14 protein-coding genes are annotated in these 12,008 nt (G+C 26.4%); 7 read left to right on the plus strand and 7 right to left on the minus strand.

Annotation, left to right across the window (positions count from 1 at the left end):
- The first annotated feature begins 12 nt into the window (after positions 1–12).
- The 3 genes from uvrA to ACAN_RS08465 all read left to right on the plus strand — a co-directional run bounded on the left by uvrA (position 13) and on the right by ACAN_RS08465 (position 4,506).
- Positions 13–2,841 carry an excinuclease ABC subunit UvrA gene (gene uvrA / locus ACAN_RS08455; RefSeq protein WP_099333432.1) on the plus strand — a complete coding sequence of 943 codons (2,829 nt, stop codon included), beginning with the start codon at positions 13–15 and terminating at the stop codon, positions 2,839–2,841.
- Positions 2,819–3,145 (plus strand): DUF309 domain-containing protein, encoded by a 327-nt coding sequence (locus tag ACAN_RS08460; protein ID WP_099333433.1) that lies wholly within the window; start codon positions 2,819–2,821, stop codon positions 3,143–3,145. The genes uvrA and ACAN_RS08460 overlap by 23 nt, the downstream gene beginning before the upstream one ends.
- A 116-nt stretch (positions 3,146–3,261) precedes the next feature.
- Positions 3,262–4,506 carry a dicarboxylate/amino acid:cation symporter gene (locus ACAN_RS08465; protein ID WP_079579906.1) on the plus strand — a complete coding sequence of 415 codons (1,245 nt, stop codon included), beginning with the start codon at positions 3,262–3,264 and terminating at the stop codon, positions 4,504–4,506.
- On the opposite strand, the gene ACAN_RS08470 is transcribed toward ACAN_RS08465, so the two are convergent.
- A complete protein-coding gene (locus ACAN_RS08470; RefSeq protein WP_079579907.1) occupies positions 4,503–4,868 on the minus strand; it encodes a hypothetical protein in 366 nt (121 codons plus the stop codon). The two genes, ACAN_RS08465 and ACAN_RS08470, sit on opposite strands and share 4 nt — an antisense overlap.
- Before the next feature lie 212 nt (positions 4,869–5,080).
- Between ACAN_RS08470 and ACAN_RS08475 the strand changes: the two genes are divergently transcribed.
- From ACAN_RS08475 to ACAN_RS08485, 3 genes are all read left to right on the plus strand, one after another.
- Complete coding sequence (locus tag ACAN_RS08475; protein WP_079579908.1) at positions 5,081–6,127, plus strand: CNNM domain-containing protein; 1,047 nt, start codon at positions 5,081–5,083, stop codon at positions 6,125–6,127.
- Between the two features lie 42 nt (positions 6,128–6,169).
- The gene (locus tag ACAN_RS08480) at positions 6,170–6,649 is read left to right on the plus strand and encodes a HugZ family pyridoxamine 5'-phosphate oxidase (protein ID WP_079579909.1); all 480 of its coding nucleotides are present in this window, start codon (positions 6,170–6,172) and stop codon (positions 6,647–6,649) included.
- Positions 6,650–6,718: 69 nt separating this feature from the next.
- Positions 6,719–7,141 carry a hypothetical protein gene (locus tag ACAN_RS08485; RefSeq protein ID WP_079579910.1) on the plus strand — a complete coding sequence of 141 codons (423 nt, stop codon included), beginning with the start codon at positions 6,719–6,721 and terminating at the stop codon, positions 7,139–7,141.
- Between the two features lie 10 nt (positions 7,142–7,151).
- Here the strand turns inward: ACAN_RS08485 and pdxH are convergent, their stop codons facing one another.
- The 4 genes from pdxH to ACAN_RS08505 are packed head-to-tail and all read right to left on the minus strand — an operon-like array spanning position 7,152 to position 9,401.
- Positions 7,152–7,790, minus strand: coding sequence for a pyridoxamine 5'-phosphate oxidase (pdxH, locus tag ACAN_RS08490; protein ID WP_079579911.1), 639 nt, complete (start codon positions 7,788–7,790; stop codon positions 7,152–7,154).
- 9 nt (positions 7,791–7,799) lie between these two features.
- Entirely contained in the window at positions 7,800–8,279 is a 480-nt protein-coding gene (locus ACAN_RS08495; RefSeq protein ID WP_079579925.1) for a glutathione peroxidase, read from the minus strand.
- A gap of 50 nt (positions 8,280–8,329) precedes the next feature.
- Positions 8,330–8,779, minus strand: coding sequence for an SRPBCC family protein (locus ACAN_RS08500; RefSeq protein ID WP_099333434.1), 450 nt, complete (start codon positions 8,777–8,779; stop codon positions 8,330–8,332).
- A gap of 58 nt (positions 8,780–8,837) precedes the next feature.
- Positions 8,838–9,401: an ankyrin repeat domain-containing protein gene (locus ACAN_RS08505; RefSeq protein WP_099333435.1), complete on the minus strand. Its 564-nt coding sequence runs from the start codon at positions 9,399–9,401 to the stop codon at positions 8,838–8,840.
- A 141-nt stretch (positions 9,402–9,542) separates the two neighbouring features.
- On the opposite strand from ACAN_RS08505, the gene ACAN_RS08510 reads away from it, so the two are divergent.
- A complete protein-coding gene (locus ACAN_RS08510; RefSeq protein WP_228150595.1) occupies positions 9,543–10,181 on the plus strand; it encodes a tRNA-uridine aminocarboxypropyltransferase in 639 nt (212 codons plus the stop codon).
- On the opposite strand, the gene ACAN_RS08515 is transcribed toward ACAN_RS08510, so the two are convergent.
- Positions 10,165–10,761 carry a hypothetical protein gene (locus tag ACAN_RS08515; RefSeq protein ID WP_099333437.1) on the minus strand — a complete coding sequence of 199 codons (597 nt, stop codon included), beginning with the start codon at positions 10,759–10,761 and terminating at the stop codon, positions 10,165–10,167. The genes ACAN_RS08510 and ACAN_RS08515 overlap by 17 nt on opposite strands.
- 76 nt (positions 10,762–10,837) lie before the next feature.
- Positions 10,838–11,974 (minus strand): hypothetical protein, encoded by a 1,137-nt coding sequence (locus ACAN_RS08520; protein WP_079579916.1) that lies wholly within the window; start codon positions 11,972–11,974, stop codon positions 10,838–10,840.
- Positions 11,975–12,008: the final 34 nt, after the last annotated feature.

Below are 12,008 nucleotides of genomic sequence, written 5' to 3' on the forward strand. Positions count from 1 at the left end.
GGATTATTATTTATGAAAGATTCAATTAAAATTTACAACGCAAAAGAAAACAACTTAAAAAATATAAATTTGGAAATTCCCAAAAATAAGCTTATAGTTTTTACTGGACTTTCTGGTTCAGGAAAGTCCACATTAGCCTTTGATACTCTTTATGCTGAGGGTCAAAGAAGGTATATAGAATCTTTGTCTGCATATGCAAGACAGTTTTTAGATAAAGTTGGAAAACCTGATGTGGAAAGAATTGAGGGTTTAACTCCTGCAATTGCTATTGATCAAAAAACTACATCAAAAAATCCTCGTTCTACAGTAGGAACGATTACAGAAGTTTACGATTATTTTAGACTTTTATACGCAAGGGTTGGAAAACAACATTGCCATAAATGTGGACAGCCAATTTCTCAAATGAGTTCATCAGATGTTATTGAGCAAGTTTTATCTTTACCAAATGGTGCAAAAATCATAATTCTTGCACCATTAATCAACAGAAAAAAAGGAACTTTTGCAGATCTTTTAGAATCACTTAGAAACAAAGGTTATGTAAGAGCTATGATTGATGGTGTGATGGTTAGACTTGATGAAGAAATAGAGCTTGAAAAAAACAAAATGCATACTATTAAAATAGTAATAGATAGAGTTGTTATAAAAGAAGAAAATAGAGATAGAATTGCTCAAGATGTTGAAAAAGCTTTAAAAGAGAGTTTTGGAGAACTTGAAATTGAGATATTAAATCATAAAGATTTAGATTGTGAAAAGCATGTTCATTATTCTGAGCATATGGCTTGTTTTGACTGTAAAATATCTTTTGAACCACTAGAACCACTAAGTTTTTCATTTAATTCACCAAAAGGTGCATGTTCATCTTGTGATGGATTAGGTATTAGATACTCTCTTGATATGAAAAAAATCATAGATGAGGATTTAACTTTAAAAGATGGAGCTATTAAAATCATATATGGCTTTAACAAAGGATATTATTTTAAAATGTTAACAGCATTTTGTGAAGCTGCTAATATTGATATGAATAAAACTTTTAGTGAACTAAAAGACCATGAACAAAAAGCTATTTTACATGGTGGTGTTGATGAAGCTGTTTTTACATGGAAAAGACACAAGCTAAAAAGAAAATGGGAAGGTATTGTAACTATTGCATATAATATGGTAAAAGATGAAAAAGATATGGCAGATTATATGACTGAAAAAACTTGTGATTCATGTAATGGTAATAGATTAAAACCATCTTCACAAAGTGTATATGTTGCAAATAAAACAATCTCTGATATTATAAATTTACCCATTGAAGATGCACACACATTTTTTCAAGATGATAAAAACTTTGAATACTTTAATGAACAAAATAGAATGATTTCAGCTCCAATATTAAAAGAGATAAAAGAGAGAGTTTTCTTTTTAAATGATGTGGGTCTTGGATATATTACTTTAGGAAGAGATGCAAGAACAATCTCAGGAGGAGAAGCTCAAAGAATTAGAGTTGCAAGTCAAATTGGTTCTGGACTTACAGGTGTTATGTATGTACTTGATGAACCATCAATTGGTCTTCATGAAAGAGATACAAATAAACTTATTAAAACCTTAAAAGCTTTACAAGAAAAAGGTAATACTGTAATAGTTGTAGAACATGATAAAGAGACAATTAAAGAAGCAGATTTTATTGTTGATATTGGTCCAAATGCAGGTAAATATGGTGGTGAAATAGTTTTTGCAGGTACTTTAAAACAAATGCTTAAAGCTAATACTTTAACATCAAAATTTGTTTCAGGTAAAAAACAGATTGCTTATGTGCACAATAGACCACAAGAAAAATTTATTGAAATTAAAAATGTAAATATTAATAATATTAAGAATCTTGATGTTCAATTGCCATTGAAAAATTTAGTATCAATAACAGGTGTTAGTGGGAGTGGAAAATCATCTTTAATACTACAAACACTTCTACCTGTTGCAAAAGAACTTTTAAATCATGCAAAAAAAGTTAAAAAAGTTGATGGAGTTGAAATAAATGGCTTGGAAAATTTAGATAAAGTAATTTATCTTGATCAAAGTCCAATTGGTAGAACTCCAAGAAGTAACCCTGCAACTTATACAGGTTTAATGGATGAGATTAGAACACTATTTTCTAAAACTAAAGAGGCTAGTTTAAGAGGCTATAAAATAGGAAGATTTTCATTTAATGTAAAAGGTGGAAGATGTGAAAAATGCCAAGGTGAAGGTGAAATAAAAATTGAAATGCACTTCTTGCCTGATATTATGGTTAAATGTGATGAATGTCATGGACAAAGATACAATAGACAAACTTTAGAAATATTATATAAATCAAAAAGTATTGCTGATGTATTAAGTATGAGTGTAGATGAAGCTTTAGAGTTCTTTGCAAAAGTTCCAAAGATTCATGCAAAATTAAAAACTTTAAGTGATGTGGGACTTGGATATATTACTCTTGGACAAAATGCAGTTACATTAAGTGGTGGGGAAGCACAAAGAATTAAATTAAGTAAAGAATTAAGCAAAAAAGATACAGGAAATACTTTATATATTTTAGATGAACCAACAACTGGATTACACTTTGCAGATGTAGATAGACTAACAAAAGTTTTACATCATCTTGTAGAAGTTGGGAATTCAGTTTTAGTAATTGAACATAATCTTGATATTATTAAAAACTCTGATTGGGTTATTGATATTGGTCCAGAAGGTGGAAGTAAAGGTGGTAAAATAGTAGCTCAAGGAACACCTGAAGAGTTAGCAAAAACTCATAAAAAAACTAAATCTTATACAGGTTATTATTTAGAAAAAGAACTAAATGAACAGAAAAAAACCAATTGATAATTTTATAGAGGCTTTACAAGAACACAAATTTGTAGAGGCTCATGAAATACTTGAAGATGACTGGAAAACTTTTAAAAAACAAGGTTTAAAACTTGAAGCAAAAGCCATACAAGGTTTGATAAATGGAGCAACTGCACTTGCTTTATATCATATCAAAAAAAGACCTGATGGCTTTAAAAAAGTATGGCCGGTATATTTAAAATATAAACCTTTATTAACTAATGCAAAAATAAATAATAAAAATCGATTCTTTTATGCTTGTAAAATTCTTGAAGAAAAAAAAGAAGAATTAACCAAATAACTTTATTTTAACTTAAATTACAAAATTAAATTAAAAATATTGCATCATATAAGTTTGTACTAAAAACAATAAATATATAATTCTCTATAATTTATTGAAATAAAGGAAACATTATTATGTCACAAACCAAAAAGAGTATCTTTTCTAATATAGGTATTCAAATTATAATTGCAATGGTTTTAGGTACTATTGTAGGTGTTATTATGAAACACGATGCAGTAGTATTTGCACCTCTTGGAACAATTTTTATTCACTTAATTAAAATGTTAGTTATTCCATTAATTGCTATTTCTATTATAAGTGGAGCTGCAAGTATTGGTGGAACTAAATCAGCTGGGAAAATAGGAGCATTAACTTTTGCATTTTTCTTAATTACTTCAGGATTTGCAGTTGCGTTAGCTTTAACAATGGGAGAATACTTTACACCTGGAATTGGAGTTGATTTAAGTAGTGTTGAGGGAATGTTCTCAAATGAATATGCATCAAAAGGTGAACTTCCAGGTTTTTTTGAAACTATTACAGGTATTATTCCTACAAATATTTTTGTATCACTAAACAATGCAAATATTTTACAAATACTATTTTTCTGTCTATTTTTAGGAATTGCTATTTCAAAACTAGAAAAAAAGAAATCAGAGTCATTACTTGGTGGGATTAATGCACTTGTAGAAGCTTTTATTTGGATGATTCATGTAGTAATGAAATTTGCACCTATTGGTGTATTTGGTCTTATGGCAGATGCTATAGGTACATTTGGATTTGACGTATTGCAACTAATTACAAATTTAGTTCTAGTTTATTTTGCGGCAATTTTAATTTTTGGTTTTATTTTCTTTCCTTTATTAATTAAACTATTTTCAACAATGAGTGTTAGAAAATTTATAAGTGCAATGAAAAAACCTCAAACAGTTGCCTTATCTACAGCCTCATCAATGGGAACACTTCCTGTTACTATGGAAGTTTGTGAAGAAGAATTAAAAATCTCTAAAAGTACATCATCATTTGTTTTACCATTGGGTGCTACTATTAATATGAGTGGTAATGCAATTTATTATGGTCTTGTAGCAATATTTTTTGCACAAATATTTAATGTAGATTTAGGATTTACAGAGTATGCAGCAATTATACTTACTGCAACTATTGGAGCAATTGGACAAGCAGGAGTTCCTGGACCTTCATTTTTAGTTGTTGCAGTGCTTATTGCAGCTGGAATACCAATTGAGGGATTACCTTTACTTTTTGCACTTGATAGAATATTTGATATGACAAGAACAGCATTAAATATTACAGGTGATGCAGCTTGTGCAGTTATAGTAGATGAATATACACAAAATGAAATAAATAAAACTAGTAATGCCTAAGAAAAATTAGCAGCTTCTTGCTGCTGGTTTTTCAATAAAAATGCTTTTAATCTCATCATCTCATCTGTTGGGTATTGACTTTCTGAATCACCTCTTTGTACTTTTACATAAAAATCTTTTGAGTTACGGTTATAACCAAAGTTTAAATTTGTTAAGTTATACTCAATAAGATCTGAAATTTTAGAATCAGATGTTTTATTTGTTTGTTTAGTTTCATCAAGTTTTAAAAACTCTTCTTTTACTTTTGAAGACTCTTTCCCCTCAATTACTTGAGAAATAGAGTTTGAAGGTTGTACCTTTTGTATTTGAAGTGATTGGTCATTACTGTAAGATTCAAGTTTAGGAATTAGTCCATACTCCATAGCAACCTCCTTTTTAAAGTTATCACTTTGAATGTATTACTTATTATATATAAAAAAATAAACTTTTGTCAAATATTTTTTAAATAAAGTTAAATTTTGCTATGATACGTTGTATTTTTTTCAAAATAGTATGATTTATTACTATTTAATTTAAGGAGAAATTAATTGGAAGACAGTTCCCAGAGGTGCAAGATTATTACAGGTGATATAAAATGGAAATATTAATACTTCTATTTTTTATTGTAATAGGCACATCGTTTTTATGTTCAGTTTTAGAATCAGTAATTCTATCAACAACAGTTTCATATGTTTCAGTAATAGAAAATAAAAATCCTACTGCTGGAAAATTACTAAAAAAATTAAAATCAGAAATAGATATAACTATTGCATCAATTTTAATTATTAACACAATTGCAAATACATTAGGTGCAACAGCTATTGGTGTTCAAGCACAAAATGTATTTAGTGGTGATAAAACTTTAGTAATGATTATTTCTATAATTTTGACTTTTATGATTCTGTTTTTTGCAGAAATTATTCCTAAAACAATTGGTGCAGTTTATTGGAAAGAACTAGCAGCAGTAGCAGCAAGAATAATCAACGTTTTTGTATTTATTACTTATCCTATAATAATAATAACACAATTTGTAACAAAAAAGATATCTAAAAACTCTTCAAATAATGATTCTTTTTCAAGAGAAGAGTTAATTCACTCTACACTTTTAAGTGAAGAAGAGGGAGTAATTGGGGATTTAGAATCAGATATCATTGAGAATACATTAACTTTAAATGCAGTAAAAGTAAAAGATATTTTAACTCCAAGATCAGTTATGTATGCGGTTCAAAAAGATTCTTTTATTAAAGACATATTAGAAGATAAAAGAACTTATAAGTTTTCAAGAGTTCCTGTTTATGATGAATCAATTGATAATATTGTTGGTGTTGTATTAACAAAAAAACTTTTTAAACAAGCAATTAAAGATAAAAATGTTCCTATTGAAAGAATTATGACACCAGTTTTTGCTTTAAATGAAAATATTCCAGTAGGAAAAGCATTAAGCAAATTTATACAAAAAAAGGAACATATGTTTATTGTTTTAGATAACTATGATCAAACAGAAGGACTTGTGACTTTAGAAGATTGTATTGAGACACTATTAGGTCTTGAAATAATGGATGAGCTTGATACAACAGCAGATATGAGAAGACTTGCATTAAATAAAATGAAAGCAAAAAGAAAAGAAAGAGGAAAAGAGTAAAATTAAAACTCTTTCTTTTTTATATAAAAAGGTTAGAAAAATATGCTAAATGAATTTATTAACAGTTTCAAATCCATAATACTTGCAAGTATTGATGAAAATGACTTTCCATTTAATAGTTATGCACCATTTATTAAATATAATAATCGATATTATGTCTATTTAAGTGATATGGCAAAACATGCAAGAAACTTAAAATCAAATCCTAAAGTATCAATATTTTTTATAGAAGATGAAAATAATTGTGAAAATATTTTTGCAAGAAAAAGAGTAATTTTTCAAGCAAATAGCACAATAATAAAAAGAGATTCAGATAAATTTGAATCAATACTAGATAAGTTTGAAAATTTAGATAAAAAAACAGTCAAAATGACAAGAAAAATGAGTGATTTTAATCTATTTGAATTAGAAGTAAATTATGGTGAAGCTGTATTTGGTTTTGGTAGAGCTTATAATATTGGTGGCAAAAATTTCGATGAACTAATTCAAAGAGAAAATCAAAAAGCCCACACAAGTAAATAATAGTTTTAACTTATATATAAGATATTATTAATTATAATAATTCTTAATACTTATACATAAGGAATAATTATGAAAAAACTACTTGCAATTTCTACTCTTGGTTTGTTTTTAAGTACTTCTGCATTTGCAAATAGTGCAAAAGGATTAAATGTTTTAGTTACATCAGATGATGCTCAAACACAAATGATGTCAATGGTTCTATCAATGATGACTTTAAAACAAAATAAAAAAGTAAATATGGTACTTTGTTCAAAAGCTGGTGATTTAGCACTTAAAAATAGTAAAAGTGAAGTTTTAAAGCCAATGGATAAATCTCCAAAAATGATGCTAAAAGCAATAATAAATAAAGGTGCAAGTGTTAAAGTTTGTCCTTTATACTTACCAAATAAAAATCTTCAAAAAACTGATTTAATGTCAAATATAACTGTTGCTAAACCAATGGATGTTTCAAAAGATTTATTAAATAATGACTATAAAAATTTGAGTTATTAAAAAACTAGCCCTAAGGGGCTAGTCTATCAATTTGCCAAGTGTTATTATCTTGTAAAGTATATTGAAATCTATCATGCAATCTATGTTTTGCACCTTGCCAAAATTCAATTTTTTCAGGCTTTACTATATAACCTCCCCAAAAAGAAGGAAAGGGAATTTCACCTTTTACAAATTTACTTTTTATTTCATTGAACTTTGCTTCTAAAACTGATCTTGAACTAACAACTTGACTTTGTTGTGAAACCCAAGCACCTATTTGGCTTCCTTTTGGTCTTGATAAAAAATATTTCAATGATTTTGATGAAGATATTTTTTCAGCCCTACCCTCAACTTTTATTTGTCTTTCTAAACCAAGCCATGCAAAATGAAGTGCAACTTTTGAGTTTTCTTCCATCTGTTTTGACTTTACACTTTCATAATTTGAAAAGAAAACAAAACCAGTTTCATCAAAAAACTTTAATAATACAGTTCTTATTGAGGGCATCATATCTTTACCTACTGTTGCTAAAGTCATTGCATTTGGTTCTATTAAATCTGCACTCATTGCTTGTTCAAACCATTTTTCAAACTGTTTTATAGGATTTTGATCTAAATCCTTTCTTCTTAAGCCATTATTTACGTACTCTTCTCTCATAGAACTTAAGTCCATAAATTTCTCCTAAAGTAATTTTTCTATATCATCTTCTAAACTTTTAGGTGTCGTAGAAGGAGAATATCTATTTATTATATTTCCATTTTTATCAATTAAAAATTTTGTAAAGTTCCATTTTATAGCTTCTGTTCCTAAAAAACCTGAAGCTTTACTTTTTAAAAATTTGTATAAAGGATGAGCTTCATCTCCATTAACATCAATTTTTGAAAACATTGGAAAACTAACATCATAAGTTAAACTACAAAACTCTTTTATCTCTTCATTTGTAGCTGGTTCTTGATTCATAAATTGATTACAAGGAAAACCTAAAACAACAAAATCTTTATCTTTATACTTATCATATAACTTTTCTAAACCTTCATATTGTGAAGTAAATCCACATTTACTAGCTACATTTACTATTAGTAAAACTTTGTTTTTATACTCATTTAAACTGATCTTTTCCCCATCTATCGTCTCAACTTCAATATCATATATAGTTTTCATATTAGCTCCTATTAGTGAACTTACTAATAAAATAGTACTTATTAATAACCTCATATTTTACCTTCTAAAATTTTTTTAGTCACTTCATGCCTAAATTCAAACATTTGCTCCAAATCTTTTTTTACAAAACTATCTAATAAAGAACCTAAAAAACCAAAAGGCAACTCATATCTTACCACATCTTTTAGCAAAACCTTATCATCTTCTTGCTCAAATATATGAGAATGTTCCCAAAACTTAAAAGGTGATTTTATAGCAACATCCATAAACATATTAGGATAATCCATCTTTTCTATTTTTACTACCCAAGTAAAAGGAATGAAGTTTTTAATAGTTTTTATTTTTAAAATTGCACCCTCTTTTGGACTTACATCCTTTGTTAAAAGTTCTGCTTTAATATTTTTAGGAGTGATTTTTATAAGATTATTTGAATCTAAATGAAACTTAAATAACTCTTCTAAACTTGTATTTATATAAGTTTGTTTTGTAAAGGTTTGCATAAATACTCCTTTTATTTTATTATAACCATAAAAAAAGTATTTAGATAGAGTTTTTTTGTTATTTGATTAGTTTATCAAACTTTTTTATCAAGTTATTCATTTGTAACTCATAGGCTAAAGTATATGCACTATTTCCTAAAATATCAACTTGATTAATGTTAGCATTATTATTTATTAAATAGTCAACACAATGCACTTTATTATATAAAACTGCATATATTAATGCAGTTGCATTAATCTCATCTAAATAATTAATATCAACATCACAATTTTTTAAGCATTTTAGCATTTTTACATCATCATTATAAACTGCAAAATGTACTGCATAAAGTGTAGGCGTTACATACATATCAATTCCTTTTGAAATCAATAGTTTAACAGCTTTAAAATTCTTATATTTTATAGCCCAATAAAGTGCATTTCTACCTTTTTTATCTCTTAAATTAATATTAGGATTTAAAGATAATACTGCTTCAATATTTTCATTATAAACAATAGCTTCAAAAAGCATACACCAGCCTTGCGAATCTTGATAATTAATATCTAACCCGCTAAATATTAGCTTTTTAAATGAGTGACTTTTATCTATTGATTTATCATCTACAAAAATATTTGTACTCATGCTTAACCCTTTTTGTGTTTAGTTATAAAACTTTAGCATATCAAAACTTAAAGTATATTGATAATGGTTATTGATATTATATACTTTTATATAATTATCCTTTCTAGTTTTTTTTACTATAATGTCATCAAAGGAAAATTATTGAAAAATATACTTACACAAAGAGAGTTTTGTTACAAATGTAATAGACCAAAAACCTCATGTTTATGTCAATACATAAATAGTTTTGATACAAATACAAAATTTATTATATTAATGCACCCAAAAGAGTACAGAAAAACAAAAAATACAACAGGTAAAATAACTAGCTTACAACTTAATAACTCTAAAATTTATATTGGTATTGATTTTACAAAACATAAAGAAATAAACAACTATATTGATGAATATGAATGCTTTATTTTATATCCTGATGAAAAGTCAATTTTACTAAATACAACAAGCATAAAAAGTAAAAAGAAACAACTTATATTTATTATAGATTCTACATGGGCATGTTCAAAAGCAATTTTAAAAAGAAGTTTAAATTTACAACATTTACCTAAAATAAGTTTTAAAACAACAAAACAATCTGCATATAAATTTAAAACACAACCACAAAACTATTGTCTTTCAACAATTGAATCTACAAAAGAGATTCTTTGCTTATTAAATAAACATAATATTGAAAATATTGATTTAGAATATTTAGATAGTTTTTTAGTACCATTTGAAAAACTAGTTAAGTATCAAATAAGTTGTAGTAAAAAAAGAGACTTAAGAGTTAAAATCTACTCTTAATTCTAATTATAAAATCATCAATCTCTTCTTTCATTGTATTTTTATATCCATTAAAAGATGTATATATAAAAAACATTGATTGTGCCATAAAGAAATAAAAGCCATTTGAATATCCCACATATACATATAAAACATCAGCTATAAAAAATAGTATGAATGCATATGATCTTCTAATATGACTTCTACTTGATAAAAAGAAATTCCCAAGAATTGCCATAGATGCAGCAGTACTATCTAAAATCAATACTTCAAAATCAATTGAAGAGATAGATTGAAAATATAAAATTATTGCAAGTATTGAAAAATAGATTATTGAAATAGTCGTTACAATTTTAAAATCTCTTTTAGGATTTGGTGATTTTTTAATAATCCCTAAAAAGGCTCCAGCATAAAAAAATACTAATTGTATAATCATTGGTACTTTACCTGCAAATAAAAAGAATGCAAATAAAGATAGGTTTGCAGCTAAAAAACTTATAAAAGCTAAGTATAAAGGTCTTTGATTGTGTTTAGTGCTAAGGGACATTAAATATGCACCTAAAATAGAAAAGATAGCACCAAAAGCTTCAAGTAATAACATAAAATCTCCAAATTTTTTCGCTATTATATTAGCTTTTAATAAAAAAAGAATAAAAGAAGTTCTTATTATATAAGAATTACAAACTTACTAAATATTTCTCTTCTAGTTTCTTACTTAAATTATTTATATTTTTTATAAGAAGTCTATGTTCAGGTAATAAAATTTTAGAGATAAATCTTGTCTCTTTATTAGTAAATCCTTCAGGATCTTTATCTTCAATAGATAATTTCTCTTTTGAATATGATACTCTTTTTAATTTATGATTTGTCTGTCTTAAATAGTAAACAATTTCAAACTTTTTTTGATTTATTTTTTCTATTGTTACAATCACTTTATTATCTTTAACATCACCTTCATAAGGAACAAGTTGTTTAAAATCTTTTATTGTTATAAAACCTATATAAAGTTTAGTAAATATATCAAAATACAAAGATAATTTTTTACATTTAAAAAAGCTCAAATCAACAGCATGAGTTTGGTGAGCCCTACTTTTATGCAAAATCCACTCTAGCGTTTCAAAGTAAGAAAATTTTTTATACCTTACATTTAAAGCTTCAATAAACTTTTTATCTTTATACTCTATTAAACTCTCTTTTTTAACTTTATTTAATATAAGCTCTTTTAAAATCTGTTCATCATCAAACTCTTTAGTAATCCAAATTGTACAATAATCTGGAAATCTACTAAGACCTATAGAACCTTGTGTTAAAACAATAAGTGCCTTAATCTCAAAACTTGGAAATAGTAATTTTAATAAAGCAAATTTTTTAAATAATCTTTTATTTAAACCCGAAGTTTTTTTTGATTTACTCATTTCTACAAAATATATACTATCTTTTGTAAAAAACAATGCATCAAATTCGCTAATATCTTTATAAACTGATTTATAAACAATTTGAGCACCTTTATCTATTAAAAGTCCATTTTTTTTAAATATATTATTTTTATTTTGATGAGGACCTTTTAAAACAAAACGCTTTATTTCATCATTGTTTTGTGCAAATCTTAATAAATGTTCATAAATAATATTTTCAAATACTTCACCTTTGAAACTATGATAAGTAGGACTCTCTTTTGATTCCTCTTTTAAAGTTCCATCTTTTGTATAAAGATTTTTCAAATATTTATTATCATATTTATAATGAAAAAGATTGCTTCTTATATTTGTTAAATCTAAGTTTTTTATTTCGTCTGTAATTTTAAATTCTTGCAAGTTATTAGTTTTGTATCATTTGATACTTTTCCCT

Origin of the sequence: Malaciobacter canalis (assembly GCF_008000835.1) — a bacterium.
GTDB lineage: Bacteria > Campylobacterota > Campylobacteria > Campylobacterales > Arcobacteraceae > Malaciobacter > Malaciobacter canalis.

Bases quoted from the DNA above. Each gene is read 5' to 3' on its own strand.
- uvrA (WP_099333432.1), top strand. From the start codon at position 13: ATGAAAGATTCAATTAAAATTTACAACGCAAAAGAAAACAACTTAAAA.
- ACAN_RS08460 (WP_099333433.1), top strand. From the start codon at position 2,819: ATGAACAGAAAAAAACCAATTGATAATTTTATAGAGGCTTTACAAGAA.
- ACAN_RS08465 (WP_079579906.1), top strand. From the start codon at position 3,262: ATGTCACAAACCAAAAAGAGTATCTTTTCTAATATAGGTATTCAAATT.
- ACAN_RS08470 (WP_079579907.1), bottom strand. From the start codon at position 4,868: ATGGAGTATGGACTAATTCCTAAACTTGAATCTTACAGTAATGACCAA.
- ACAN_RS08475 (WP_079579908.1), top strand. From the start codon at position 5,081: ATGGAAATATTAATACTTCTATTTTTTATTGTAATAGGCACATCGTTT.
- ACAN_RS08480 (WP_079579909.1), top strand. From the start codon at position 6,170: ATGCTAAATGAATTTATTAACAGTTTCAAATCCATAATACTTGCAAGT.
- ACAN_RS08485 (WP_079579910.1), top strand. From the start codon at position 6,719: ATGAAAAAACTACTTGCAATTTCTACTCTTGGTTTGTTTTTAAGTACT.
- pdxH (WP_079579911.1), bottom strand. From the start codon at position 7,790: ATGGACTTAAGTTCTATGAGAGAAGAGTACGTAAATAATGGCTTAAGA.
- ACAN_RS08495 (WP_079579925.1), bottom strand. From the start codon at position 8,279: ATGAAAACTATATATGATATTGAAGTTGAGACGATAGATGGGGAAAAG.
- ACAN_RS08500 (WP_099333434.1), bottom strand. From the start codon at position 8,779: ATGCAAACCTTTACAAAACAAACTTATATAAATACAAGTTTAGAAGAG.
- ACAN_RS08505 (WP_099333435.1), bottom strand. From the start codon at position 9,401: ATGAGTACAAATATTTTTGTAGATGATAAATCAATAGATAAAAGTCAC.
- ACAN_RS08515 (WP_099333437.1), bottom strand. From the start codon at position 10,761: ATGTTATTACTTGAAGCTTTTGGTGCTATCTTTTCTATTTTAGGTGCA.